The 25,757-nt window shown below is 38.1% G+C and carries 27 protein-coding genes and 1 riboswitch; of the genes, 8 read left to right on the top strand and 19 right to left on the bottom strand.

The genetic code is table 11. The features are described from left to right. Positions 1 to 30: 30 nt before the first annotated feature. From RGT18_RS01555 to RGT18_RS01540, 4 genes are all read right to left on the bottom strand, one after another. Positions 31 to 285: a hypothetical protein gene (locus RGT18_RS01555; protein ID WP_028077878.1), complete on the bottom strand. Its 255-nt coding sequence runs from the start codon at positions 283 to 285 to the stop codon at positions 31 to 33. Positions 286 to 311: 26 nt separating this feature from the next. Then, on the bottom strand, positions 312 to 485 hold the full coding sequence (locus RGT18_RS01550; protein ID WP_156022798.1) for a hypothetical protein: 174 nt from the start codon (positions 483 to 485) through the stop codon (positions 312 to 314). A gap of 294 nt (positions 486 to 779) precedes the next feature. Then, entirely contained in the window at positions 780 to 1,139 is a 360-nt protein-coding gene (locus tag RGT18_RS01545) for a hypothetical protein (protein ID WP_028077880.1), read from the bottom strand. A 616-nt stretch (positions 1,140 to 1,755) separates the two neighbouring features. Beyond that, a complete protein-coding gene (locus RGT18_RS01540; RefSeq protein WP_028077881.1) occupies positions 1,756 to 2,805 on the bottom strand; it encodes a DUF5692 family protein in 1,050 nt (349 codons plus the stop codon). Positions 2,806 to 3,069: 264 nt separating this feature from the next. Here RGT18_RS01540 and RGT18_RS01535 point away from each other — a divergent pair, with 264 nt between their 5' ends. Continuing rightward, positions 3,070 to 4,203 (top strand): helix-turn-helix domain-containing protein, encoded by a 1,134-nt coding sequence (locus RGT18_RS01535; RefSeq protein WP_338174867.1) that lies wholly within the window; start codon positions 3,070 to 3,072, stop codon positions 4,201 to 4,203. Between the two features lie 102 nt (positions 4,204 to 4,305). Here the strand turns inward: RGT18_RS01535 and ltrA are convergent, their stop codons facing one another. The 5 genes from ltrA to RGT18_RS01510 all read right to left on the bottom strand — a co-directional run bounded on the left by ltrA (position 4,306) and on the right by RGT18_RS01510 (position 10,236). Further along, on the bottom strand, positions 4,306 to 5,601 hold the full coding sequence (gene ltrA, locus RGT18_RS01530) for a group II intron reverse transcriptase/maturase (RefSeq protein WP_338174865.1): 1,296 nt from the start codon (positions 5,599 to 5,601) through the stop codon (positions 4,306 to 4,308). A gap of 595 nt (positions 5,602 to 6,196) precedes the next feature. Next, positions 6,197 to 6,709 (bottom strand): hypothetical protein, encoded by a 513-nt coding sequence (locus RGT18_RS01525; RefSeq protein ID WP_028078415.1) that lies wholly within the window; start codon positions 6,707 to 6,709, stop codon positions 6,197 to 6,199. A 68-nt stretch (positions 6,710 to 6,777) separates the two neighbouring features. Continuing rightward, complete coding sequence (locus RGT18_RS01520) at positions 6,778 to 7,764, bottom strand: aspartate-semialdehyde dehydrogenase (RefSeq protein ID WP_028078416.1); 987 nt, start codon at positions 7,762 to 7,764, stop codon at positions 6,778 to 6,780. Next, positions 7,761 to 9,092 (bottom strand): aspartate kinase, encoded by a 1,332-nt coding sequence (locus tag RGT18_RS01515; RefSeq protein WP_028078417.1) that lies wholly within the window; start codon positions 9,090 to 9,092, stop codon positions 7,761 to 7,763. The genes RGT18_RS01520 and RGT18_RS01515 overlap by 4 nt, the downstream gene beginning before the upstream one ends. Continuing rightward, entirely contained in the window at positions 9,079 to 10,236 is a 1,158-nt protein-coding gene (locus RGT18_RS01510) for a homoserine dehydrogenase (RefSeq protein WP_028078418.1), read from the bottom strand. The genes RGT18_RS01515 and RGT18_RS01510 overlap by 14 nt, the downstream gene beginning before the upstream one ends. A gap of 88 nt (positions 10,237 to 10,324) precedes the next feature. Between RGT18_RS01510 and thrC the strand changes: the two genes are divergently transcribed. From thrC to RGT18_RS01495, 3 genes are read left to right on the top strand one after another with little or no spacing between them, the layout of a single operon-like run. Next, positions 10,325 to 11,815 carry a threonine synthase gene (thrC, locus tag RGT18_RS01505; protein ID WP_028078419.1) on the top strand — a complete coding sequence of 497 codons (1,491 nt, stop codon included), beginning with the start codon at positions 10,325 to 10,327 and terminating at the stop codon, positions 11,813 to 11,815. Continuing rightward, complete coding sequence (thrB, locus tag RGT18_RS01500; protein WP_028078420.1) at positions 11,802 to 12,674, top strand: homoserine kinase; 873 nt, start codon at positions 11,802 to 11,804, stop codon at positions 12,672 to 12,674. Before thrC ends, thrB begins: the two co-directional genes overlap by 14 nt. 4 nt (positions 12,675 to 12,678) lie before the next feature. Continuing rightward, a complete protein-coding gene (locus RGT18_RS01495; protein ID WP_006526819.1) occupies positions 12,679 to 13,119 on the top strand; it encodes an ACT domain-containing protein in 441 nt (146 codons plus the stop codon). 31 nt (positions 13,120 to 13,150) lie between these two features. Here the strand turns inward: RGT18_RS01495 and gpmA are convergent, their stop codons facing one another. From gpmA to RGT18_RS01475, 4 genes are all read right to left on the bottom strand, one after another. Beyond that, the gene (gpmA, locus tag RGT18_RS01490; RefSeq protein ID WP_006526818.1) at positions 13,151 to 13,897 is read right to left on the bottom strand and encodes a 2,3-diphosphoglycerate-dependent phosphoglycerate mutase; all 747 of its coding nucleotides are present in this window, start codon (positions 13,895 to 13,897) and stop codon (positions 13,151 to 13,153) included. Between the two features lie 127 nt (positions 13,898 to 14,024). Further along, a complete protein-coding gene (locus RGT18_RS01485) occupies positions 14,025 to 15,200 on the bottom strand; it encodes an alanyl-tRNA editing protein (RefSeq protein ID WP_051241019.1) in 1,176 nt (391 codons plus the stop codon). After that, on the bottom strand, positions 15,201 to 16,100 hold the full coding sequence (pfkB, locus tag RGT18_RS01480) for a 1-phosphofructokinase (RefSeq protein WP_028078421.1): 900 nt from the start codon (positions 16,098 to 16,100) through the stop codon (positions 15,201 to 15,203). Between the two features lie 67 nt (positions 16,101 to 16,167). Continuing rightward, complete coding sequence (locus RGT18_RS01475) at positions 16,168 to 17,535, bottom strand: NCS2 family permease (protein ID WP_028078422.1); 1,368 nt, start codon at positions 17,533 to 17,535, stop codon at positions 16,168 to 16,170. Between the two features lie 81 nt (positions 17,536 to 17,616). Next, positions 17,617 to 17,716: riboswitch (purine riboswitch) on the bottom strand. 176 nt (positions 17,717 to 17,892) lie between these two features. On the opposite strand from RGT18_RS01475, the gene RGT18_RS01470 reads away from it, so the two are divergent. The 4 genes from RGT18_RS01470 to RGT18_RS01455 all read left to right on the top strand — a co-directional run bounded on the left by RGT18_RS01470 (position 17,893) and on the right by RGT18_RS01455 (position 22,096). Beyond that, a complete protein-coding gene (locus tag RGT18_RS01470) occupies positions 17,893 to 18,249 on the top strand; it encodes a CidA/LrgA family protein (RefSeq protein WP_028078423.1) in 357 nt (118 codons plus the stop codon). Next, the gene (locus RGT18_RS01465; protein ID WP_028078424.1) at positions 18,242 to 18,934 is read left to right on the top strand and encodes an LrgB family protein; all 693 of its coding nucleotides are present in this window, start codon (positions 18,242 to 18,244) and stop codon (positions 18,932 to 18,934) included. Before RGT18_RS01470 ends, RGT18_RS01465 begins: the two co-directional genes overlap by 8 nt. Positions 18,935 to 19,138: 204 nt before the next feature. After that, positions 19,139 to 20,467, top strand: a complete 1,329-nt coding sequence (locus RGT18_RS01460) for an ISL3 family transposase (RefSeq protein WP_338174770.1) — start codon at positions 19,139 to 19,141, stop codon at positions 20,465 to 20,467. Between the two features lie 300 nt (positions 20,468 to 20,767). Next, positions 20,768 to 22,096 carry an ISL3 family transposase gene (locus RGT18_RS01455; RefSeq protein ID WP_338174854.1) on the top strand — a complete coding sequence of 443 codons (1,329 nt, stop codon included), beginning with the start codon at positions 20,768 to 20,770 and terminating at the stop codon, positions 22,094 to 22,096. 186 nt (positions 22,097 to 22,282) lie between these two features. Here RGT18_RS01455 and rpsR read toward each other — a convergent pair whose 3' ends face one another. The 6 genes from rpsR to RGT18_RS01425 form a co-directional block, all read right to left on the bottom strand. After that, positions 22,283 to 22,513: a 30S ribosomal protein S18 gene (gene rpsR / locus RGT18_RS01450; RefSeq protein ID WP_006526812.1), complete on the bottom strand. Its 231-nt coding sequence runs from the start codon at positions 22,511 to 22,513 to the stop codon at positions 22,283 to 22,285. Between the two features lie 17 nt (positions 22,514 to 22,530). After that, entirely contained in the window at positions 22,531 to 23,013 is a 483-nt protein-coding gene (ssb, locus tag RGT18_RS01445; RefSeq protein WP_028078263.1) for a single-stranded DNA-binding protein, read from the bottom strand. Then, positions 23,013 to 23,318 (bottom strand): 30S ribosomal protein S6, encoded by a 306-nt coding sequence (gene rpsF / locus RGT18_RS01440; protein ID WP_028078264.1) that lies wholly within the window; start codon positions 23,316 to 23,318, stop codon positions 23,013 to 23,015. The genes ssb and rpsF overlap by 1 nt, the downstream gene beginning before the upstream one ends. 145 nt (positions 23,319 to 23,463) lie before the next feature. Beyond that, positions 23,464 to 23,955: an Lrp/AsnC family transcriptional regulator gene (locus RGT18_RS01435; protein ID WP_006526809.1), complete on the bottom strand. Its 492-nt coding sequence runs from the start codon at positions 23,953 to 23,955 to the stop codon at positions 23,464 to 23,466. A gap of 1 nt (position 23,956) precedes the next feature. After that, the gene (locus tag RGT18_RS01430; RefSeq protein ID WP_028078265.1) at positions 23,957 to 25,132 is read right to left on the bottom strand and encodes a pyridoxal phosphate-dependent aminotransferase; all 1,176 of its coding nucleotides are present in this window, start codon (positions 25,130 to 25,132) and stop codon (positions 23,957 to 23,959) included. A gap of 99 nt (positions 25,133 to 25,231) precedes the next feature. Further along, positions 25,232 to 25,756: a hypothetical protein gene (locus RGT18_RS01425; RefSeq protein WP_028078266.1), complete on the bottom strand. Its 525-nt coding sequence runs from the start codon at positions 25,754 to 25,756 to the stop codon at positions 25,232 to 25,234. Position 25,757 lies beyond the last annotated feature (1 nt).

Here is a 25,757-nt window from a genome sequence, read left to right as displayed (position 1 = left end):
AAGTATCAACAGCGGTTGATATTGTGCCTGTCATATAAAATTTATAGCTGTCTTAACATCTGTGTTTATGCCTTCTTTCCAGTTACCATCTACACCATTTTGAATGTAAGACCAACCATAGTATTCACCACCTGAAATAAACCTGTGATTTGGATTCCATGTATCTAATAGGTCACGTTGAGGGGGCACGCCATCATATTGTGCAGAAATTGTACCCAAATCAACCTTGATAAACTTGATAGAATCATTGATATCTAAACCTAATGCTGTATTTGTAATTATCACAAAAACATTAAACTTCTATAAGATACTCACGCTAGATGCACCACCAGCACACTAGCGGATGTCCAATAGATATTTCCATACACCATGTCATTGTGATATGAAATTGTTACACCACGAATGATAGCAGTGTTTGTCCCATCAATCATCATTTCAATTGTCTTTGGCGTTATTGGAGCTGTCAGTTCAATCTTAATCAGCAAGGACCCTAAACGCACGTTATATGTATTATATTTTATAAGCCTAGGTGACCTCTGTATCTGTTAAAGCATGCGGATTTACCTACTATAGATCAACATCATCAATCATCTTAATTATCATTGTAGAAGCATTGCGAGATGTTCGATCAACATTTGGCGTATCATCCCAAATTTCCTTCTTAAGTTTCCTTAAAACACTATTGAAGGTTGACCACTTGCACAAGATAGAATTTACTGGAACCTTAACATGTGGCACAAATATCGGAGTTCCAGAATAAGAACCTGGCTCATCCCATTCTACTTTTGTAGTCTTAATACCACCACTCTCTGCTGTAGATACAACCGTACCATTTCTATGATAGAGTTGTGTTTCTTCAAGCGAAACACATTCAATATCACTTGGATATTCAATTTCAACAGCGTCTTACTACCAGCCTCCCTTAAAGACTTACCACCAATAATCAACGTCATCAATGTCGTAGTTGTATCACCTTTGTTAATAGTTTCAGTTGATTGATCGGTCCAGAAATTATACCTAAATTCTTCTGTAAACGTGGAACCTGGAAGTGTTGTAATATACGTTCCATTGCCAAGATTTAAATGAAAATAGGTATTTGAAAACTGTAGGGAGGATGGAACTGCATATTCTACATTCAACGAGTAAATAACTCCTGCTTTCAGTTCCGGAATATCTCCTTGTAATAGATTTGCGACCTACGCACCGGTAGATAAATCCTTTACAATAACTTTCTGAAATTGAAAACCGGTTGTATCCTCAACCCAACTGACTGCTTCTCCAGGAATAAGACCGACGATTACGATTACAAATGATAATAGAAACGTAAATACCCTCTATATTCCCTTTATAAAGCGATGATTGCTGCAAATAGATTTCTTTCTCTCTCAATGATTTCTGCAGCGTTTTACTTTATACCAAATCATTGCTAAGAACTGTGATATCTACCATCAACGATACTTGCTAACGTGGATTCATTTGCTGTTTTTAACTGGTCTAGTCTAGCAATTTTCGTATTCAAAGGATGTATTCACAAACAAAAGAAGCTTTCGTTTCATATATCAATTTTAAGTTACAATGTATAAGATTCAAATACAGACTCCTTTAAGATTTTATTAACTTTTATAATCTATCAGTTAGTATCTCCGTTGCCTTTATCAATTTAAAATATTCAACCCGAAATAAAAGGTAGTCCCCAAATGAAGTATACCTTCTTAGGACCTACCTTTTTATAATTCTATCCCTTTCAATTGTTAATTAGTCAATTACTGCACGAGCAGCTGCATCTTTGTAATACTTAAATTCTGTAAATACTTCTCCCTTGTATGGATTCTTCTTTGTCTTCATACAAGTGCGGATAATATAGATGATTGCAATAAGGTTTACCACAAGAGCTAATCCACTCACAATCGTCATCATGGTTGGATTTGCGTTAGCACTTCCACCTGCTACGATACCATTTAATGTTCCATCTGCGTATAACGTTGGTAATGTAACCCATGGGAATGCCTTTGTGCCATCAGCCAATGTTTCCTGGAATAATGGGAATACCTGTGCAAACATGCACCAGATACATAATGTATTCGCTCTATTTTGAATCCATCCACCCTTATTCCATAACAATGCAGGAATTGTAGGTGAAAGTAATAGTGCAACACCGCAGAACCAAGTATGCGTTGGCAAGCAGTTATATGTATATGCGAAATTCCATACATCATAAATTAAGATATATACCCAAATCATATCTGGCCATACCATATCCTTCTCATCTTTAGAAGAATATACAGCCCACCAGCCTGTCATACAGAAGATATTAATTAAACCAGCTAAACCGTTGAATACATTGTGCCACCCACCATATAACCAAACACCTTCAGAAGATAGCCACCACTTATACCATCCGTTAATCGCTGATTCGAAGTCACTAGCTACTGCAATTAAAATATTAATTGCAACAATCGCAAATGGGAATGCACGGAACCAGTGCTGTTTCCCAATACCCCATTTGTATTTAATCATCATAAATCCAATACATCCAGTTAGTGATGCATATAACTTTGCGTAATGGAACCAACCATTCATATATAGATATGTCTGATTGTGTAATGCCCACTCTGCACCCATTCTAGCTGATACATAAATTGCGATAAAATACACTGTTAAAATTAATGGCAAAACAAAAAACATCAAGATACCGCCAAACTTTGTTCGACGAGAAAACTCGTTCAACAAGATCAAGCTGGCAAGTACCCCTAACATTGCGACCCATTGATATATGGCCGTATCCCCACTAATGTGAAATAACATATTGTCCTCCCCCTTTTATGTTCTCACTCAATCAATTATGCATGTATAAAACATGTGATTAATTTCACTTATATTTTATATAACAATGATTTGTTAGACAATGCATAACCAAACTATTTCTTTTATTCCTCAAGTGAAAAGTTAAATTCCACTTCTAAGGTACGAAAGTTGAATTTAGTTATTCACCAAGCTCTAGTTGAATTTACTCTTACACTTCTAGTTCAATATAAGTGCCGATTCTTCGTGTTTTAGGAGGAAAACATTATGTTAACGAAGAATTCACACATGTCTTATTCAGATAGACAGATCATTGAAACTGGTATCGAAAATGGTTCTACCAAACAAGCTATCGCTACTACCCTTGGTAAAGACAAATCAACCATAGGAAAAGAAATCAAATTCCATCGTGTCCTTGCATACAAATGTAATCTGCCTCTAGAGTGTGCTAACTACAAACGCTGTAAACATGAACGCCATTGTACTCTGAATTGTATCGATTATGTCCCTTTCAAATGTACTCGCAGGGACAAGTCACCAGGAGCTTGTAATGGATGTGGAAACTATCGCTCTTGTCTCTATGACAAATATCGATACTCTGCCCTTGATGCACAGCACGACTACCAGATGACACTTACATCTTCACGACAAGGTGTCAATGCGACAGTAAATGATATCAAGCAGCTCGGTGAACTCTTATTACCATTGATTAAGAAAGGTCAGTCCATCTACTCTATTCTTCAAAGCCACAAAGAAATCAAGTTATCAGAAAAGACGATATACAACTATATCGAAAATGGTGTCTTCCAAGATGTGGGTGTATCGATCGGTGCCATCGATTTGAAACGTGTCGTAAGACGAAAGATGTCCAAACAAAAGCGCAATACATACAAGCCACGTAAAGACAATCGATACCTGACAGGAAGAAAGTACTCCGACTTCTTGATATACATGGAAAAGAATCCAAATGCCAAGGTCGTAGAGATGGATACGGTATACAACGACGTGTCCAACGGACCTTTCCTACAGACCTTCAAATTCAGAGAGTATGACCTGTTGATATGTATCTATCAAACCGTAAAGGACTCCTTACATATGTTGGATGGGATCCTATTATTGGAAAAGATATTAGGAAAAGAAATGTTCGAAAAAGAAGCCGAGGTCATATTAACAGACAGAGGAAGTGAATTCGTCCTAGCTGAAGAAGCGGAGATACGTGAAGATGGAACTCGCAGGACACGTATGTTCTACTGTGATTCGATGGCCTCTTGGCAGAAAGGTAGTCTAGAGAACCTACACCTATTGGTAAGAGAGATATGCCCAAAGGGATGTGATCTCCATGCATTGGGACTTACATCACAAGAAAAGGCAAATCTCATCAGTATCCATATCAATTCATAATAGAGTAGAGTGAGAATATCTTATCCAGATATTCCTCGACCCTCTCATTGCACCGTACATACGGGTCTCGTATACGGCGCTACATTTGTATTGTTTCTACCTTTACTTAGATTGATAATATTCTAGTGGATTGATTAATCCCGGTCTGTCTTTGCTTTTCATCGATAGTACCTTTGGACTCAATAAGAATTTTATTGTGTTTCCATTTGCCTGTCGATATAGACCTAGTCTAGTATTGGCTGTACTGTAGATTCTTTCATCAGAGATATTGACCTTGAGTATCCGATTTAGACTTTGTAGGTTGGTATAGATACGTTTTGGTTTCTTCCATTGTTTTAGAATTATCACACGTATCTTGTGTCGCAACCATTCTCCAAATTCTTTTAAGAAGGTCTTCATCGAGCCAATCCTGAAGTAGTTTATCCATCCTCTCACGATTTGGTTTACTTGGGTGAATACAGTCGATAAAGGAAGTGCACTTGCCTTTTTACGGCATAGCACTTCTTTTATTTTCTTACATAGTTTTTGTTTCCTATCGTATGTAGGCATACTTTTCCATCCATCTTTGTTTTTCCAGAACGTGAAGCCAAGAAACGAACTATTGCTAGGTCTTACTACTTTTGTTTTTGTCATGTTGACCTTTAGAAATAGTTTTCTTTCTAGCCAACTTGATACAGACTTCATGACTCTGTTGGCTGACATCTCACTCTTCACGAGGATATTACAGTCATCTGCGTATCTTACGAATCTTAGCCCTCTGCTTTCCAGTTCCTTATCAAACCTATCTAGGTAGATATTGGATAATATTGGACTGAGCGGACCTCCTTGTGGAACTCCTTCTTCATTTCTGTGGATGATTCCATCTTCCATGATTCCAGCCCTCAAAAAGGACCTTACGAGATGTAGCGTTACATCATCTTTTACTTTCTCTCTAAGTATGGATATCAACTTATCATGATTCACTGTGTCAAAGTACTTTTCAATATCTAGGTCTATTACCCATTCACACCCTTCGTTTAGGTAGAAGAGTACTTCCTCCATCGCTTGGTGGGCACTTCTGTTTGGTCTGAATCCGTAACTATGCTCACTAAAGCACTCGTCATAGAGTTCACTAAACACTTGTGCCACTGCTTGTTGGATTACTCTATCCACTACAACGGGTATCCCCAATGGTCTTTTCTTTCCATTTGGTTTTGGGATATAGACTCTTTTTACTGCCCGAGGTCTGTATTTCTTTTCCCATATCGAAGTTTTGATTTCTTCTATATGTTTACTGAAGTATTCGTCAATTTCTTCCACAGACATCTTGTCAATGCCCGATGCACCTTTATTACTCTTGACTCTTTTCATCGCCTCTTGTAAGTTCTTTTGACTTAGAATCTTGTCCATTAATTCCATGGCTGCTCCTCCTTCTATTGCACAAATAATGAAATTCTCTTCTTGCCTTTTCACCATCCATAGTTACGTTCTATGGTTCTAGGTGATATCTCAATTCCAGAGTATTCATTTTCTTACATATAGTGATTTGCACTATACAAACATTAACCCCTTCAGTATTGGTGTATACCTACTATGGGCTCAGCTGACTTCTTGTGATAGACCTTTTCCGACCGATGGTACTATAGTTGTTTGAAAACGTCTAGGATTCATCGTCCACAAGACCTCACAGGGTAAGTCACATACCTTTCTCTCTTCTTTCACAAGTTCCTGATTTACTGTTTTGGTTTTACGTTTACCTTTTGGGCTTCGATTTGTAGAGCAATCTCACCCTCCATTTAGCCTTATATCAGATTTCTGTTCGTAACCTCGAAAGAATCGCTACACCACTTCCTTCACCCAAAGCCTCACGGCTTACGGCTTGTGGTTCGCTACGCTTGGCGGTAACTACCTACGACTGGACTTTCACCAGTTAGGTTTGCGACATGCCCGTCACACTCGTATAAAAAGTTGAAGCTTTCACTCCAACTTTATTACTTATAAAACCTGTTTGAAATTACTTTTGAATCGAGTAGTTTTGGTAACTACCATTTAATACAGCCGCTTGATTTGCGACATTCAAAATATCGCTAATGATTGCGCCATCTTCTACAAATAGTTTCTTTGTGGTGCCCTCTTGTGAACATTCATAGCCTGCAGCTGTCATAATATCTGCGAATGCTTCAAAGTTCTTTTCACTATCGAATGATACATAGTGATGAATTGTAACGAGTGTATCCTGTTCGAACATACCGTTTAAAGAAGCTGCTTCTGCTAGTAATTCTTCTACGAAGTCTGGATTGAGGTATGGATATACACCACATACTTCCTGTACTTCAACGGAACGATCACTTGCATCATAAGTGGGCTGTGCTACTCCATCTCCATCTGAAAGAGTTATAAAACGCACTTCATTATCATCATTTTCTTCTTTATTTTCTGTTTCTTTCTGATCTTTTAAAAGTTTTACTGCAACGACCGCACCAACTCCGACAGCCACCGCAAGAGCACCAAATAGTCTATTGAGCATAGTTGTCTCCTCTCTGTCTCTCTATGCCATATTCTAGCACATCTTGCTAAAATACCCTAACGGAAACATCATCGGCTCTTCTCTAAATACGTCATGATACTAACCGCATTTGAAGCAGCACCTTTACGAATCTGATCTCCACAACACCAAAGACTAATACTATTTTCTCGACTTATATCCTTGCGCACACGACCTACATAAACAATGTCCTGATTGGAGGCTTCAACTGGTGCAGGCACATGGTCTTCAATCAGTTCTACACCAGGAAAGTTTTTAATTGCTTGACGAATCGCATCTAATGATACTTCTTGTTCGGTTTCAACTGTCAAAGAAATAGAATGAGAACGATATACCGGTACACGTACACAAGTACAATTAACCTGTAAATCCTTTGCATGCATGATCTTCCGACCTTCATTGTGCATCTTCACTTCTTCTGTTGTATACCCATCATCTAAGTACGTGCCAATCTGGGCAATACAGTTATACGCAATCTGCGCTGGGAAGACATTTGGATGAACCTCTTCTCCTTTATCAAGCTGTAAAATCTGCTCGCGCAATTCGCGCATCCCTTCAACACCTGCACCACTGACTGCCTGAAATGTTGTCGCATTTACATGTTTGATTTTAGATAAGCGATGGATTGGCGCAATTGCCATTAACGCAATAATCGTAGAACAGTTTGGATTTGAAATAATACCATGATGATCAAACGCATCTTCCCCGTTAATCTCTGGAACAACTAACGGCACATCATCCTGTAAACGAAAAGCACTAGAATTATCAATGAGCACTGCCTTTGCCTTTTGAATCAAAGGTAGATATTCCTTTGTTAGTGCGTTGGATACAGCACCCAACACATAATCTAGTCCTTCAAAAGATTGTTCATCTACAACCTGTACGGTAATTCCTTCGCCGCGAAAAGATAATACACGTCCAGTTGATCTTGGACTAGAAAATAAACGCAATTCTTCTACTGCGAGGTTTTGTTCTTCAATACATTCGAGCATCTGTCTACCAACAGCACCTGTCGCACCTAAAATTCCAATTTTCATGCATGTTTCCTCTCTTCTTGAATGAATCTTTCATAGATGCAGCGAATCGCATTGTGGAAGTCATGATTTGATACTCCTACCACAACAGATAATTCATCTGCACTCTGATTGATTACTTTAATATTGATCTTATGATTGCCAAACTCACTTAATAACTGACCAGAAGCACCTGGCACTTGTTTCATACCTCTTCCAACGATGGCTACCATCGCTAAGTCTTCTTCCAACATCAGTTCATCTGGTTCTAATTCCTTCTTGATCTTCGCAAGAATCTCATACTTACATTGTTCGATTGCGCCCTTTTGTACAATGACCGTAAATGTATCAACCGTAATCGGAACACTCTCGATAGAAATATGATATTCCTCAAAGATGAATAATAATCTACGCAAAAAGCCAACCTCTGTAGAACTATGACTCTTTACAACTGTAAAGGAAGCGTAGTCTCTTCTTCCAGTGATACCCGTAACAGTTGAAGTACCATTGGCTTTATCATACTCTTGGCAATCATCTTGAATGAATGTTCCAGGATTATCTGGCTCGTTGGTATTCAAGATATGAATAGGAATATTCTTTTCACGGACTGGGAAAATTGCATCATCATGGAGTACATTAGCACCCATGTAGCTCATTCCACGCAGCTCACTATACGTAATCACTGGAATTTGTTGTGGGTTATCAATGATATGAGGATCCGCCACTAATATTCCAGATACATCCGTCCAGTTTTCATAAACTTCCGCATCTGTGATATTAGCCAAGATTGAACCTGTAATATCACTCCCACCACGGCTCATCACCTTGATTTGTCCATTTGGTAAAGCACCATAGAAACCAGGTATAACATACTTCCGATTCATATCCACAAGTCTATCTAGATTCTGCTTAATCTTCTCAAAGTCACCATTATATTTAAACGCAATTACATCCTTCGCATCTAAAAACTTCGCACCTAAATATTCGGCCATGCATCTAGCAGTTAAATACTCACCACGTGAAACGATGTAGTCAACTGGCGCATGTGTATCTAACATTTCTTTGATACTTGCGAATTCTTTTTCTAAATCGATCTTTAACGCAAGTGAACCACAGATACGTTGATATTTCTCTTTTACAAGACTAAAAATTGTTTCATATGATACACCATAGTTAATATGTGCATGTAAAAGATAAAGTAAATCTGTCACTTTATAATCATCACAATTTTCTTTACCACACGCACTTACGACAATAAACTTACGATTCGCATTCGCTTCTACAATACGTTTCACTTTTTCAAATTGTTCTTTACTGGCCACAGACGAGCCACCAAACTTACTTACAATCATGCATTACCTCCGCCACAAATACCGCATCATCTTCTAGCGTCTTAATCATAGAAGTTAGTTTGACAAAAGACATCTTCTTTGTAATGCATGTATCTTCATCAATTCTTTCTTCAATCATATCTTGAATACAATCAAGATTGATAGAACGAACATAGAATGAGGATACTCGACTCTTGTTATCGATGCGAGTACTCTCTCCTGATGTAACTTCTATATCTTGTTTATACATCAAATCAATTAAATCCTGTACAACCGCGTGTGCTGTTGGATAACAACCTGCGCCTTGACCAACATAAGTCATCTTGCCAAGCGTTCTTGAAGCACTCTCAATTGCGTTGAAGTTTGCTGATATCGTCGCAAAGAGATTCTGCTTTGGAACAAAGGTTGGAATAACTGTAGCACTGATACCATCATTAGACTTTACGCCTGTGCCAATTAATTTACATACATAATCATGCGTGCATGCATATGCAATATCTCTTGCACTAATGTAACGAATTCCATAGATATCAATGTCCTGCATACTTACGAGTACACCAAATCCTTTACAGCTTGACAGTATTACTTTATACGCTGTATCCATGCCATCAATATCATCCGATGGATCAAATTCCGCATACCCGCAGTCCTGCGCTTCCTTTAAAGCTACCGCAAACTCTGAACCCTCATTACTCATCTTACTTAAGATATAGTTGGTTGTCCCATTGAAGATCCCACGGAAGCTTTCGATATCATCGATACGCTTTGTTCGATCTAGATTACTCATCCATGGAATTCCACCACCACAAGCAGCCTCATACTTTAAACTAACACCGCGTGTACGTGCTGTTTCTAATAGCTCTCCCAAATGATTCACCAGCATCTTCTTATTGCTTGTCACAACATGTTTTCCATTGAATAACGCTGCTTTGACATAACTAAACGCTGGCTCATCACCACCAATACATTCTACTACCACATCAATATCAGAATCCTCCACAATGTCATAGATATCCACTGTCATACGCTCATCAGTAATATCCTTTTCATAGCGCACCAATATCTTAGAAATCTCTAGTTGAGAGATTTCTTTTGTATTCATTTCATCGATAATTTTTCTAACACCAGAACCGACAGTTCCATGTCCCAATAAACCAATTTTCATATGCCCTCTGTTTCTAAAATAGATACACTTGTATTTAAAACACAAACAGTGTATCATTTTTCTATATTTGAAACAATAAGGAAGCCCTATGAAATATATTAGTACACGAAATAAAGATAAAATTGTATCGTCCTCAGAAGCGATCATCCAAGGTCTTGCTGAAGATGGCGGACTCTATACACCACAAACAGTTGATCAAAAGGTAGATTTATCCTCCGCACTAAAGATGAACTATCTAGAGTTAGCACAGTATATTCTATCTCTATTTTTAAGTGACTTTAGCCATGAACAGATTCAACAATGTGTTCAAAATGCCTATCAAAACTCATTTGAAAACAACGAAATAGCACCACTATGCAAATATCACGATGGCTGGCTTATGGAGCTGTGGCATGGGCCAACCAGCGCCTTTAAAGATGTAGCCCTAATACTATTACCACATCTATTAACAGCCGCATACCAAAATCATAACGAAAATGATCTCATCTCCATTTTGACTGCCACAAGTGGTGATACCGGCAAAGCCGCAATCAATGGATTTGCGAATGTTGAAAACACTGCCATTACAGTACTCTATCCAGAAATTGGTGTATCCGATATTCAAAAGAGACAAATGCAGACATCACTAGGTAAAAATGTCGAAGTCATCGCAGTTAAAGGTAATTTTGATGATTGCCAACGTATCGTAAAGGAAGCGATGAAAGATACAGCTGTACTAGCGGCATGTAAACATATAAAATTATCTTCCGCCAACTCCATTAACATTGGTCGCTTAGTCCCACAAATTGTCTATTATTTCGACTCTTACGCAAAACTTGTTAAGAGTGGTGATATTCAATTGGGCGATGTTATAAACTTTGTTGTCCCTAGCGGTAATTTTGGTAATATCCTTGCTGGATATCTTGCAAAACAATTGGGCTTACCTGTCAAAAAACTAGTATGTGCGTCTAATTCAAATAATGTACTAACAGAATTTATCCGTACAGGTTCCTACAACGCAAATAGAGCGTTCATTCCTACGATATCCCCATCGATGGATATCCTAGTATCCAGTAACCTAGAACGCCTTTTATTCCTTCTTAGCAATCATAACGACGTATTGATCAATCAATATATGTCCTCACTTAAGGAAGATGGGCATTACACAATTTCTGATGACTTACGTCATGCATTACAGGAAAGCTTTACAGCGTATGATTGTTCAGAAGAGGAATGCAAAAAGGTCATTTGCGATACCTTCCATAAAGAACATATTCTGATTGACCCACATACAGCAGTCGCTGTGCATGCATGCCATGCATATAAACAAGAATCAAATGATACAGCACCATGTATCGTACTATCCACAGCGAGTGCCTATAAATTTGCCAAGGATGTATATGCAGTTCTTACAGGAAAATCTTGTGATGATGAATTTGAGGCGATGTACGCTTTACATGACTATACATCAGTTACGATTCCAAAGAATCTAGCCTGCTTAAAAGATATGGATGTACGCTTTACAAAAGCCGTTGAAAAAGAAGATGCACTAACTGCTATCGCAAAACGCTTGGAGGATCTACAACATGATTACAATTAAAACTCCTGCCACATCCGCAAATCTCGGTGCTGGCTTTGATTGTCTTGGTATTGCCTTAAAGCTATACAACATTTCCCAAATTGAAAAGTATGACCACAACTTTCTCGAAAATGTGGATAAAGAATACAACAATGATAATAACCTCTTCCTGAGGGCATATCGCCTCGGTTGTGAGACGATTGGAAAATACGATCCGATTCACGTCATCTTTGATTGTCATATTCCAATTAGTCGAGGCCTAGGAAGCAGTGCATCCTTCATCATTGGTGGACTCATCGCAGCTAGTGTTCTACACAACAACATTCTCAGTGAAGCAGAAATCTATCGCCTAGCATGTAGTATTGAAGGTCATCCGGATAATATTGCGCCTTGCCTATATGGTGGACTCTGTGCAGGTATGAAGATTGATGAGAAATATTTCTCATCCCACAAGCTTCCAATCCATAAAGATTGGAAATATACCGCTCTTGTGCCAGATGTTAAGATAAGTACAGAAGAAACACGCGCTGCATTACCAGATCATTATGCACGCACTGAAGTAGCCACTGCCATTAGTAATGCGATACTCACATCACAAGCACTACAGGAGGGCAATCTTTCTCTACTTTTAGCCGCAACACACGATATCGTTCATGAGCCGTATCGCAAAAAATTAATCCCAAACTTTGAGATTATCCAACAAATTGTAAAGGAAGATACTGACGGCATCTTACTCATCAGTGGCTCAGGTTCAACCTGCTTATGCATTGCGAAGAAAGAACTAAGCACAGCAGCGCGTTTGAAGATTGCTTCACTTCCAAACCATTGGCAGTGTCTACAGTTGGATATCGCCTATCATGGTACAGAAATAGAAAGGTAAGCACATGCAAAACTCCGATTACCTAATCGTTCATAAAAAGATTCTACCTGAATACTTCAGCCAAGTCATTCAAGCAAGATCCCTTCTTGAAAATCACGAAGTTGAAACTGTAACAGAAGCCGTAAAAAAAGTAGGCATTTCCAGAAACACCTACTATCGTTATAAAGATTATCTATTTGAGATTTCTGATAACACCACTTCACGTACGATGACAATCTCTCTTCTCTTAAAAGATGAAAGTGGCGCATTAACAGCGGTACTACAAACGTTGAGTAAAGCACAAGCAAGTGTCTTAACGATTTCTCAAGCTATTCCAGTCGGTGGATACGCAACTGTATTAATCAGTTTAGATATCTCCAAGATGGAAAATACTCCAGATAATTTGTTAAAACAATTACTGAAACATTCTTGTGTACGAAAAGCACAACTGGATGCGATCGCATAGTAAAAGAGCCAAACGGCTCTTTTTCGTTTGTTTACTTTTGAACGCTTCCTTGTTTAGCAACTGCAGCCATCTTAGCTTCAATAGTTGCCTGGTCACCTAAGTACTCCTTAGAGATGAACTTTCCGTTGTCATCGAATGTATAAACGAGTGGAACACCTGTAGGGATATTTACACCGATGATTTCTTCATCTGTTAAGTTTTCGAAATACTTAACAAGAGCACGTAAGCTGTTACCATGAGCAGCGATGATTACACGCTTACCAGCCTTCATCTGTGGTAAGATTTCCTGCTCATAGTAAGGAACTGCACGAGCGATTGTATCCTTTAAGGATTCAGCTAATGGAAGTTCATCCTTATTTTCATTACGGTAAGCTTCCTGTAATGCTGGGTTTCTATCATCTGTTGGGTCTAAAGCTGGTGGCTGAACATCAAACGATCTTCTCCAGATCTTAACCTTCTCTTCACCATACTTCTCAGCTGTTTCAGCCTTATTTAAGCCCTGTAAAGCACCGTAGTGTCTTTCATTGAGCTTCCAAGTCTTAGTAACTGGTAACCATTCACGGTCCATTTCAGATAATACAAAGTTTAATGTGTGGATTGCACGCTTCAAATATGATGTATAGCAAAGATCAAAGTCAAATCCTGCTTCCTTTAAAGCACGTCCGCCAGCCTTAGCTTCCTCTACACCCTTCTCAGAAAGTTCAACGTCTGTCCAACCTGTGAAAAGGTTGAGCTTATTCCATTCACTTTCACCATGTCTAATTAAAACAAGTTTCATTTTAAGCCTCCTTCGCTTTTTGACAAATCAATCGTATCACATGACTTTATGATGTCAAACGAAAATATTCACATCTACTTACGCTTTTTGTGATACTTGTCAAAGAATTTATTATTTCCTGGAAATGTTAGGAAACGATATGCATTGAGATTCCAGTTACAGCATGAAATGCGATAGAAATTTCTGTCGGACTTGCCGTACAACTACCCTGCATCATTTCACGATTTCCGCCACCCTTAGCGTGGATATCCGCGTTGAATTCAGCACGAATAGATAGTAAATCAATCGTATGACTCATGATGACATAAGCATATCCCACTTCTGTTTTCGCAATCACCATTACTGTAGAGATTCCCATCTCAATACAACGATTACAGAATGCACGCATTCCTTCAGAATCCGCAAGGACAGAAGTATATATAATCGCATCTTGTATAGGGATTTGGTCTGCGTCCTTCATCATCATTTCCATCGAGACAGTGCGATATGATTTCTGTACATCTACATAACGCTGTTGAAGATGGCTTACAGCTGTCGATATCTCTAGCGGTTTAGCGGACAACAGCTTTGAAATGCTACTATTTTCTTGGTGAATGTGACTAAGGTAGGCAAATGCTCTTCTTCCACTCAACAAGAAGACTCTTGTTTTATTGCGTGACTTTTCAAAGTTTATCACCTTACAGATTCCAATTTCACCCGTATTTTTAACATGCATACCACAACATGCGCACATGTCATAGCCATCAATTGAAATAATGCGCGTAGTACCTTCTATCGCAATCTTAGAGCGATAATCATACTTCGCTGTTTCACTCGGAGAACAGAGGATTTCCTGTACGCAAAGATTCGTCCAAATCGCTTGGTTAACACGTCTTTCAACTTCTTCAATATTCTCTTCTGTTAGATTCCCATTAAAATCAGCACAGATATATTCACCCATATGAAAACCAACATTGGAATATCCATATAACTGTTTTACAACACCAGAAAAGATATGTTCTCCTGTATGATTCTGCATTAAATCAAAACGATACTCCCAATCAATTTCACAGTGAACATTTTCTCCTGGTGCAAGTGGTTGTTTTGTGATATGTACAATCCTTTCTTTTTCTCGTTGTACAGCGATTACTTCAACGCCTTGGATTGTACCTTTATCACAAGGCTGTCCACCACCTTCCGGATAAAAGATCGTATCTTTCAAAACAAGTTCATAGCCATCCTTGCATGCATGGCAATACAAAACGACTGTATCCAATTCTTTTATGTAAGGATGACGATAATAATATTCTTGAAATTCATTCATTTATTTCACCATCTCTTTGTACAGTAAATCTACAGCTTCCTGGTCTGCAATCCCATAGGAGAAGGCAGTAGCCGAACCCATCGCAACTGACTTTTTGAGTGCTGTTTGATCATCTTCTCCATTTAATTTACTTGTTAAAAACGCAGCTACCATTGAATCTCCTGCACCTACAGAATTGATTACTTCTCCACTCGGTGCATTGCAGCGATATACCTTGTGATTTACTAGGAGTGCACCCTGATTCCCTAATGAAACAAGCACATTCTGTGCACCCATAGATACTAGCTTGCATGCATATTCTTCCATTTGATTTTCTAAGACAGTTTCAGAAAATATCTCTGATAATTCCTGTTGATTTGGTTTGATCAAGTATGGACAATATGGAAGTACCGTCTTCAATACACTACCTCCTGCATCTACAATGATACGTATCTTTCTTCCTGCTAGAAATTTCATTACATCCGCATAAAAATTTTGGTCAACACCTGCTGCCATACTACCAGAAAGAATGAGTACATCCCCATCTGTAAGATGTTCCAACTTTACATATAACTTTTCAATATCATCTTTTTCAACCGTAGGGCCACTGGCATTAATTTCTGTTTCTATTTCATGCTTCATCTTGATATTGATACGAGATTCTCCATGATCTAACTTAATAAACTCTGGAATAAGTCCATGACTACTCACACGACGTTCAATCTCATCCCCAGTAAAACCAGCCAAATAACCCAGTGGTGTACTAATTCTTCCTAGATGTTTCAAGGCAATGGACACATTAATTCCTTTCCCACCAACATCAATCTGTTCAAAGATGGAACGATTCAGCTTTCCTTCCTCAAATGTTTCTAATTGCACAATATAATCCAGCGAAGGATTCATCGTTACTGTATAAATCATACAAACACCTCTTATTAGTATTATAAATGAAAAAAAGGTCCACATTGAAGTGAACCTGATCATTTATTTAGATAATGAAGAACTTCAAGATGAATAATCCTGTAAGAATATACATCAAGAGTGAAATTTCCTTAGCCTTACCTGTAATTACATGAATGAAAGTGTAAGAGATAAAGCCAAATGCGATACCTTCAGAAATAGAATACGCAAAGCCCATCATTGTAATACATACAAAGCTTGGGAATGCCTTTGTGATATCATTCCATTCAATGTTAACAACCTGCTGCATCATCAAGAAACCAACAACGATTAATGCAGGTGCTGTCGCAAAGGAAGGAATTGTTAAGAATAATGGAGATAAGAATAAAGCAGCTAAGAATAGGATACCTGTTGTAACACTTGTTAAACCTGTTCTACCACCTTCAGTAATACCAGAAGAAGATTCAACGAATGTTGTGATTGTAGATGTACCTAAGATAGCACCTGCTGTTGTACCAACAGCGTCAGCTAATAGCACACCCTTAATCTTTGGTAGTTTACCATCCTTGTCTAACATATTTGCCTTAGAAGCACATCCGATAACTGTTCCAAGTGTATCGAAAATATCAACGAATAAGAATGCAAATACAACTACTACAAAATTCGCAAGGTGACTTGCCACAAACGCAAAGTCAAATTGGAAGAATGTAGGAGCGATAGAATTTGGCATTGAGAAGAATGCTGTTGGGATTAATGAATAGTAACCTAGTTCTGGATTTGGTACATAGATACCTAATAACTGGCAGATAATACCCAATACCCAAGTAAGTAAGATACCCCATAACATGTATCCCTTAACACCCTTGATTAACATCACAACGATCGATACAACACCAATCATGCATAAGATGACACCTACACCTTGTGATGCGAACGTTCCATTTGCGAAACCATTTGTGAATGAATATAAACTAACTAGTGTTGCACCATCAACGATGATACCTGCATTTTGTACACCGATGAATGCGATGAAGAAACCAATACCTACAGATACAGCTACCTTTAGCTGTACTGGAATTGCATTGAAAATTGCTTCACGAACATTTGTTAGTGACATCACGATGAAGATAATGCCTTCCACAAGTACTGCTGTTAACGCAACCTGCCACGGATAACCCATAACACCACATACTGTGTATGCGAAGTAAGCATTCAAACCTAAACCAGCAGATAATGCAAATGGCATATTTGAAAACGCAGCCATGCAGAAACATGCAATTGCGGATGCGACTGCAGTCGCTGTCAAGATGGAACCTGCATCCATACCAGAAGCACTTAAGATGGATGGATTGAGCGCAAGAATGTAAACCATTGTAATAAATGTTGTGATACCAGCAATCAATTCTGTTTTAACTGTTGTGCCGTTTTCCTTTAAATGAAATAACTTTTCTAACATAAATATCCCCCTTGTTTTTTCACACATCGCTGCCCTTAAAAATAAAAATCCTGCCAAGAATCATCTCAACAGGAAGTCACTAAAAAGAATAGAGACAACCGTAGTCCCGCCATTAAGGTAGCAGGGTAGAGACACTTCCGCCAATTCGAAAGCATATACGATATGTGGCACATAGGTATTATATGAAATAAACAAGACGATTACAAAGGGTATTTGTTAAAAAAACAATTTTTCCAACATTTTACGCAAAATGTATATATTATCCGAAATGAAAGCACTATTATAAAAAATCTCAAAAAAAAGAATATCTTTATCTTAAAAATAATGGGATAATAACATGCGTTTGGAGGTTTTCCTATGAAGCACATGCGACAGTTTTTAATTATTTTATTCTTTACATGTATTGGTGAAGTCTTACATGAATTTATACCATTGCCAATCCCTTCGTCTATCTATGGTCTTGTTCTATTATTCATCGCACTCAACCATGGTATCTTTAAGATTAATGAAGTGCATGATACAGCTGATTTCTTGATTGATATTATGCCTATTATGTTTATACCAGCAGCCGTTGGTTTAATCCAATCTACCACATCCATAAAACCCATCTTAATCCAATCCATCATTATCATGATGATTTCTACATTTGTTGTTATGGTTATCACTGGCAAAGTATCTATGTTATTACGCAAGGAGAATTCTGATAATGAATAATGTAATGTTAAATAGTGCAACGATGGGTGTTGTCATCTCATTGATGGGCTTCTTTGTCGGTATCCTATGCCGCGAGAAATTTAAATTACCAATCTTTAATCCATTACTCATTGCGATTATTTTTACGATTATTTTTGTCAAAATCTTCCATGTCGACTACGATTCATACTACTCTTCCGCAAAATACCTCAGTTGGCTGTTAACACCAGCGACAGTTGCGTTAGCTGTACCTCTTTACAAGGAAGTTGAAAGACTAAAATCCAATTGGAAAATGATTACAATCTCTATCGCATGCGGCTGTGCTAGCAGTGTAATAACAGTACTGATCCTTGCTTTATTATTTCGTTTCAACCACGAACAATACGTTACCTTCTTACCAAAATCAATTACTACTGCAATCGGTATGGGTATCGCAGAGGAATTGGGTGGTATCGTACCAGTAACAGTTGCAGTTATCATCGTAACAGGTATCTTTGGCGCAATCATCGCAGATATTGTCTTCAAGGTTTTCCATATCACCGACCCAATTGCTCAAGGCTTAGCTCTTGGAGCTAGTGCTCACGCAATCGGCACATCTAAGGCAATCGAACTCGGCGACTTACAGGGTGCTATGGCAGGTCTTGCAATTTGTACATCTGGTATTATTACCGTTGTTCTAGCGACTATCTTTGCACATATCATGTAAATTTCATAAAGAAGCGTCATGCTTCTTTTTTTACATAAAAAAAGGCGCTCTAAAATTACTTGGGGTTGGGGTACCGCAATGAGAAGACTTGGGGTGCCTTTTTGATACTTCTTCAGAAAACTTGGGGTACCTTCAAAAATAAAAAAACCTCTCATGTTATTATCTTTTTGCTATGAAAGAAAATGTCTTGAGAGGAGGCCATAAATGGCTATTGATTATATTATCACATCTGCTTTGAACTTGTCCCAAGATCAAGTTCAAAGTCTATCTACATATCGCAATCATGATACCTTGAATATTTATCTTCTACTGATAAATAAACACCCCATTTGCCCTTACTGTGGTGCTGATACATCTAGCAAAGGACTTCTAACATATACATTCAAAACGCAAGACATCGCTGGTCTAAAAACGATTGTCAATTGGAAACGTAGACGATATAAGTGTCGTGACTGTCATCGTACTTTTAGTGAAGACAATATCTTTACCCCTGATGGTATGCACTCCACCTTCTCTATGGTCGATCAAATCATGAAAGATCTAGGTGATATCTCCATTAACTTAAAGACAATTGCACTAAGAGCACATGTATCTATTCCTACGGTAGAACTCTATGCCGATAGTTACTTGAGAATTCCAAGGCAGTTCTTACCCGAGTATCTAGGAATTGATGAACTATATTCTGACATGGCGTTAAAAAACAGTTCTTACTTATGTGTCATGGTCGATAATAAAGCTCGTGTTCTAAACGAAGTCATACAGTCTCGTTCAAAAAAGGAACTCAGCACTTACTTTGAAAATATCCCATTAAGTGAGAGACAAAGAGTGAAGATTGTGACCATGGATATGTGGCAGCCATACAAAGATGTTGTAAAGAAATATCTGCCCAACGCCATCGTCGCTGTAGATCCTTTCCATGTCATCGAGCATCTTACATCTGGATTCTCACGTCTACGTATCGATATCATGAATCATTATGAAAAAGGAAGTAGAGCTTATTATCTTCTTAAAACATGGCATAAATTACTGGAAACCGACTACAACTTAGATAACGAGCCGAAATATAACAGTTTCTTTAGGCAAAAATTGAATTATCGAAATTTATATGATCAGTTATTGGAGATTGATCCAGTTTTAACGCTTGCCTACCACTTAAAAGAATTATTTCGCAACTTTAATAGAACTGCTATTTACCCATCTTGTACAATCGAAATTACCTCCATACTAGATGCGTTTATTTCTGCTGATATACCTGCGTACGAAGACTTTTTGACATCTATCACAAACTGGAAAGAGGAGTATCTCAACTCGTTTAGAAGACCGTATGATGACAGAAAACAATCGAATGCACTATCAGAATATATGAATAGTAGATTACGTGTACTGATCAATGTTTCTAATGGTCTTTCAAACTTTCCAAGATTCCGTGCTAGAGTGCTCTACGCGTTAAACAGAAAACTATATTACACAATTACGGATCACCTTCAATCCAACAAAAGGATTGGAAAGAAGCGTGGTTCATACAAAAAATAATTAACAATAAAACATTTCTTTCTTAGCACATATAAAAGGTAGAAATCGTAGACAAGAGACATTATTCTCATCTACAATTTCTACCTTTTTACCCCCATGTAATTTTAAAGCGGTTTTTTCTAAAACCCCAAGTTATTTTACATTAGGAAAATTACTTGGGGTTGGGGTACCGCAATGAGAAGACTTGGGGTGCCTTTTTGATACTTCTTCAGAAAACTTGGGGTACCTTCAAAAATAAAAAAACCTCTCATGTTATTATCTTTTTGCTATGAAAGAAAATGTCTTGAGAGGAGGCCATAAATGGCTATTGATTATATTATCACATCTGCTTTGAACTTGTCCCAAGATCAAGTTCAAAGTCTATCTACATATCGCAATCATGATACCTTGAATATTTATCTTCTACTGATAAATAAACATCCCATTTGTCCTTACTGTGGTGCTGATACATCTAGTAAAGGACTTCTAACATATACATTCAAAACGCAAGACATCGCTGGTCTAAAAACGATTGTCAACTGGAAACGTAGACGATATAAGTGTCATGACTGTCATCGTACTTTTAGTGAAGACAATATCTTTACCCCTGATGGTATGCACTCCACCTTCTCTATGGTCGATCAAATCATGAAAGATCTAGGTGATATCTCCATTAACTTAAAGACAATTGCACTAAGAGCACATGTATCTATTCCTACGGTAGAACTCTATGCCGATAGTTACTTGAGAATTCCAAGGCAGTTCTTACCCGAGTATCTAGGAATTGATGAACTATATTCTGACATGGCGTTAAAAAACAGTTCTTACTTATGTGTCATGGTCGATAATAAAGCTCGTGTTCTAAACGAAGTCATACAGTCTCGTTCAAAAAAGGAACTCAGCACTTACTTTGAAAATATCCCATTAAGTGAGAGACAAAGAGTGAAGATTGTGACCATCGATATGTGGCAGCCATACAAAGATGTTGTAAAGAAATATCTGCCCAACGCCATCGTCGCTGTAGATCCTTTCCATGTCATCGAGCATCTTACATCTGGATTCTCACGTCTACGTATCGATATCATGAATCATTATGAAAAAGGAAGTAGAGCTTATTATCTTCTTAAAACATGGCATAAATTACTGGAAACCGACTACAACTTAGATAACGAGCCGAAATATAACAGTTTCTTTAGGCAAAAATTGAATTATCGAAATCTATATGATCAGTTATTGGAGATTGATCCAGTTTTAACGCTTGCCTACCACTTAAAAGAATTATTTCGCAACTTTAATAGAACTGCTATTTACCCATCTTGTACAATCGAAATTACCTCCATACTAGATGCGTTTATTTCTGCTGATATACCTGCGTACGAAGACTTTTTGACATCTATCACAAACTGGAAAGAGGAGTATCTCAACTCGTTTAGAAGACCGTATGATGACAGAAAACAATCGAATGCACTATCAGAATATATGAATAGTAGATTACGTGTACTGATCAATGTTTCTAATGGTCTTTCAAACTTTCCAAGATTCCGTGCTAGAGTGCTCTACGCGTTAAACAGAAAACTATATTACACAATTACGGATCACCTTCAATCCAACAAAAGGATTGGAAAGAAGCGTGGTTCATACAAAAAATAATTAACAATAAAACATTTCTTTCTTAGCACATATAAAAGGTAGAAATCGTAGACAAGAGACATTATTCTCATCTACAATTTCTACCTTTTTACCCCCATGTAATTTTAAAGCGGTTTTTTCTAAAACCCCAAGTTATTTTACATTAGGAAAAAAAACGACTACGTAAATTGATAGTCGTTTGTGTCATTAGTCTTCTACGTATGGTAATAAAGCCATTTGACGAGCACGCTTGATAGCGATTGCTAACATTCTCTGGTACTTCGCACGAGTTCCTGTAACGCGACGTGGAGTAATCTTTCCATTTGCGCTAACGAATTTCTTCAAGAGCTCTACATCCTTATAATCAATATAAGTGATGTTGTTTTTTGTAAAGTAGCAGACCTTTCTGCGGCCCATTCTTTGTTTTCTGAATGCCATTGTCTGTTCTCCTTTATTTAGAATGGCAGGTCATCGCTGGAAATATCCATTCCGATTCCTGCGCCGAAGTCATCACTCACAAAATCATCGTTTGTAGATGGTTTTGGTTGTGAATACGGCTGTTGATAACTGTTGTCTTGATAACTGCTGTTCTGTGCTCTGCTCTGTGATTGACTCTTAGATTCGAGTAAGTTTACAGTATCGCAAACGATTTCTGTAACATAAACCTTCTGTCCATCACGATCATAGCTACGTGTTTGGATTCTTCCTTCAACACCAACTAACGCACCCTTACGTGCATATGAGCCTAAGAAATCGGCTGCTTGTCGCCAAGCGACACAACTGATGAAATCTGCAGACTGTTGATTGTTTCCATCCTGTCCACGAGCCATACGACGATCACATGCAACCGTAAATGTCGCAACGGATAAGCCACTAGCTGTCTTACGAACTTCCACATCACGTGTTAGTCTGCCAACCAAAACAACGCGGTTAATCATTACTTAGCTCCCTTAGCCGGAGCTTCGTCACGGGTAATCATGAAACGAACAACATTTGCGTTGATTCCCATCAAACGATCAAATTCCTTAACGCAGGCATTATCTGCTTCAAATGCTGTTACTACATAGTAACCCTTTTTCATGTCATCAATGTGATATGCGAATTCACGCATGCCCCATTCATCTGTCTTTGCAATCTTACCACCGTTGTCAGTGATGATCTTGCTGAGAGTCTCGATTAATTCTGCTCTCTTCTCTGTTTCAACAGATTCATTGATGATGTACATGACTTCATACTTCTTCATTCCGTACACCTCCTTCTGGTCTAACGGCCATTTCTGGCAAGGAGCGGGAGTAACCCACTCGCCATAATATAGTACCAGTTCTCCTACCAAAAGTAAAGAAAAAATCACTTCTACTTCACGAGAAAAAAGTGATTCTGTTCGCTATTTAAGCGGATACTGGCATTCTCTCATCACCTGCTTCGCTATGCAGGTCCATGGTTACACCATTTACCTTATACTTCTTCAAGACAAACATCGTGACTGTTGCCGCAACCCCTTCAATTGGAGCTAACTTTTCACCAACGAAGTCAGCGACCTCACGCATTGTCTTTCCATTTACATTTACTAAAAACTCAGAATTACCACTCATGAGGAATAAACTACTAACCTCTGGAAAGTGTGCGATTCTTTCCGCAATCTTATCGTAACCGCTACCACGTTCTGGCTTTGCGCTAACACCAATCATCGCATCCACATGATCGATATTCGCCTTGTCCCAATTTACCATCGTATGGTAACCGCAGATAATCTTCTTATCCTCTAATTCTTTCTTTGCACTGTTTACAGATTCTTCTGTTTCGCCAAGAATATCTGCTAAGTCTGTAATACTTGCACGTGGATTTTGTACAAGTAAGTCAATTAACTTTAGATTGTCCATCTTATTTATCTCCTTTGTGATCCTTTATAAACTGTGCAATACGCCTCATCGCTTCTTGCAAGTGTTCAATACTATATGCATAACTAATTCTCGCAAAGCCTTGTCCGCTTTCACCAAAAGCTGTACCAGGAATAATTGCGACATGTTGTTCATTCAATAACTTCTCGCAGAACTCATCACTTGCCATGCCAAGACTAGAAATATTAGGAAAAACATAGAACGCACCCATAGGCTCAAATGTTTCTAAGCCCATTTCGTTGAGCTTACGTACACAATACTGGCGACGCATGTCATATTGTTTACGCATCTCTTCTACATCCCTATCGCAATCACGCAGTGCTGTAATTGCCGCATATTGACTCACGGTAGGCGCTGCCATAACACAATTTTGATGTACCTTTAACATCACCTTGATTAATTCCTTTGGCCCAAGGACATATCCCAAACGCCAACCTGTCATAGAGAAGGTCTTAGAGAAACCGTTGAGTACGATTGTTCTTTCCTTCATCCCTGGGATTGATGCGAAGGAAGTAAATTTACCATTGCCGTAAATCAATTCAGAATAGATTTCATCGGAGATGACAAGAATATTTGTGTCACGTAATACTTCTGCGATTTCTTCCATCTCTTTGTAAGATAAAGTCGCACCCGTTGGATTATTTGGATAGGATAATAGAATTGCCTTTGTTTTATCTGTAATTGCAGCCTTGATATCTGCCGCTTGGATTCTAAAACCATTTTCAACCTTGGCCTTCACATACTTTATTTTCGCACCTGCAAAAGCAGCCGTAGGTTGATAAGTAACGTATCCAGGATCTGGCAAGATGACCTCATCTCCCTCTTCCACAATTGTACGGAATACAAGGTCAATTCCTTCACTTGCACCTACAGTCACAATCATCTGATCAATGTCGTAATCCAGATTATATTTACGAAGTAGATATTCACGAATCGCAAGACGTAATTCTTTTAAACCTGCGTTGGTCGTATATTGCGTCCTTCCAAGTTCAATCGTATGAATTGCCGCATCACGAATATCCCATGGTGTCTTGAAATCAGGCTCACCCACACTGAGTGAAATGCAATCTGGTATTTCCGCAACCAAGTCAAAGAATTTACGAATTCCCGATGGTTTCATATTTGCTGCTCTTTGTGCTACTAGCTTTGTATAATCCATAGTATGTACCTCGTACGTCCCCTCTATTATACTCGAACTGTAAAAAAATGCTCCCTATACAGAAACATTTTTTACAGTAATTATCATGACACTCAAAACTCAATGTATATTGGAATGCTTATTCAAAATCTCTTGGATAAAATCATCTACTTTCTCTGTATCAGCGATGACACTGATATTCATAGACTTATCTAACTTCTTCTCACAAAGACCACAAAAGATAGGATTCTTGATTCTCATCGTTAACTTTGAACAATGAAACGCATGTTTACTTACTTTGATTTCTTCAATATCTTCAGGTTCAAATCTAAAATGTAATGCACTACGCCCTCTACTTCCATAGCTATAGTATTTTACAATATTGTTTTTATCAATTTCTATTTTCACTGCGTGCAGATAGAAATAATAAACCATCAAACAAAGAAGTATCGGTGCACAAACGAGTACAATAACAATAATCATTGTGTCTGATTCACTTGTTCCAACATCAATCAGGTGCTTTAGTATCCATATTACAATCAAAGAGAAAGATACGATAGTCGCAAAAGCTACCTGATTCAATTTAGACTGATATGGATATTTCAAAATCAGTTTTGGCTCTTCTTGCATATCATCCATTTTCATA

The organism is Solobacterium moorei (genome assembly GCF_036323475.1).
Lineage (GTDB): Bacteria > Bacillota_I > Bacilli_A > Erysipelotrichales > Erysipelotrichaceae > Bulleidia > Bulleidia moorei.
This window is presented reverse-complemented; position numbering and strand designations above follow the sequence as displayed.

Excerpts from the sequence above, each read along its gene's own strand:
- RGT18_RS01540 (WP_028077881.1), bottom strand. The coding sequence starts at position 2,805 with ATGTTATTTCACATTAGTGGGGATACGGCCATATATCAATGGGTCGCA.
- RGT18_RS01535 (WP_338174867.1), top strand. The coding sequence starts at position 3,070 with ATGTTAACGAAGAATTCACACATGTCTTATTCAGATAGACAGATCATT.
- ltrA (WP_338174865.1), bottom strand. The coding sequence starts at position 5,601 with ATGGAATTAATGGACAAGATTCTAAGTCAAAAGAACTTACAAGAGGCG.
- RGT18_RS01525 (WP_028078415.1), bottom strand. The coding sequence starts at position 6,709 with ATGCTCAATAGACTATTTGGTGCTCTTGCGGTGGCTGTCGGAGTTGGT.
- RGT18_RS01520 (WP_028078416.1), bottom strand. The coding sequence starts at position 7,764 with ATGAAAATTGGAATTTTAGGTGCGACAGGTGCTGTTGGTAGACAGATG.
- RGT18_RS01515 (WP_028078417.1), bottom strand. The coding sequence starts at position 9,092 with ATGATTGTAAGTAAGTTTGGTGGCTCGTCTGTGGCCAGTAAAGAACAA.
- RGT18_RS01510 (WP_028078418.1), bottom strand. The coding sequence starts at position 10,236 with ATGAAAATTGGTTTATTGGGACATGGAACTGTCGGTTCTGGTGTTAGA.
- thrC (WP_028078419.1), top strand. The coding sequence starts at position 10,325 with ATGAAATATATTAGTACACGAAATAAAGATAAAATTGTATCGTCCTCA.
- thrB (WP_028078420.1), top strand. The coding sequence starts at position 11,802 with ATGATTACAATTAAAACTCCTGCCACATCCGCAAATCTCGGTGCTGGC.
- RGT18_RS01495 (WP_006526819.1), top strand. The coding sequence starts at position 12,679 with ATGCAAAACTCCGATTACCTAATCGTTCATAAAAAGATTCTACCTGAA.
- gpmA (WP_006526818.1), bottom strand. The coding sequence starts at position 13,897 with ATGAAACTTGTTTTAATTAGACATGGTGAAAGTGAATGGAATAAGCTC.
- RGT18_RS01485 (WP_051241019.1), bottom strand. The coding sequence starts at position 15,200 with ATGAATGAATTTCAAGAATATTATTATCGTCATCCTTACATAAAAGAA.
- pfkB (WP_028078421.1), bottom strand. The coding sequence starts at position 16,100 with ATGATTTATACAGTAACGATGAATCCTTCGCTGGATTATATTGTGCAA.
- RGT18_RS01475 (WP_028078422.1), bottom strand. The coding sequence starts at position 17,535 with ATGTTAGAAAAGTTATTTCATTTAAAGGAAAACGGCACAACAGTTAAA.
- RGT18_RS01470 (WP_028078423.1), top strand. The coding sequence starts at position 17,893 with ATGAAGCACATGCGACAGTTTTTAATTATTTTATTCTTTACATGTATT.
- RGT18_RS01465 (WP_028078424.1), top strand. The coding sequence starts at position 18,242 with ATGAATAATGTAATGTTAAATAGTGCAACGATGGGTGTTGTCATCTCA.
- RGT18_RS01460 (WP_338174770.1), top strand. The coding sequence starts at position 19,139 with ATGGCTATTGATTATATTATCACATCTGCTTTGAACTTGTCCCAAGAT.
- RGT18_RS01455 (WP_338174854.1), top strand. The coding sequence starts at position 20,768 with ATGGCTATTGATTATATTATCACATCTGCTTTGAACTTGTCCCAAGAT.
- rpsR (WP_006526812.1), bottom strand. The coding sequence starts at position 22,513 with ATGGCATTCAGAAAACAAAGAATGGGCCGCAGAAAGGTCTGCTACTTT.
- ssb (WP_028078263.1), bottom strand. The coding sequence starts at position 23,013 with ATGATTAACCGCGTTGTTTTGGTTGGCAGACTAACACGTGATGTGGAA.
- rpsF (WP_028078264.1), bottom strand. The coding sequence starts at position 23,318 with ATGAAGAAGTATGAAGTCATGTACATCATCAATGAATCTGTTGAAACA.
- RGT18_RS01435 (WP_006526809.1), bottom strand. The coding sequence starts at position 23,955 with ATGGACAATCTAAAGTTAATTGACTTACTTGTACAAAATCCACGTGCA.
- RGT18_RS01430 (WP_028078265.1), bottom strand. The coding sequence starts at position 25,132 with ATGGATTATACAAAGCTAGTAGCACAAAGAGCAGCAAATATGAAACCA.
- RGT18_RS01425 (WP_028078266.1), bottom strand. The coding sequence starts at position 25,756 with ATGAAAATGGATGATATGCAAGAAGAGCCAAAACTGATTTTGAAATAT.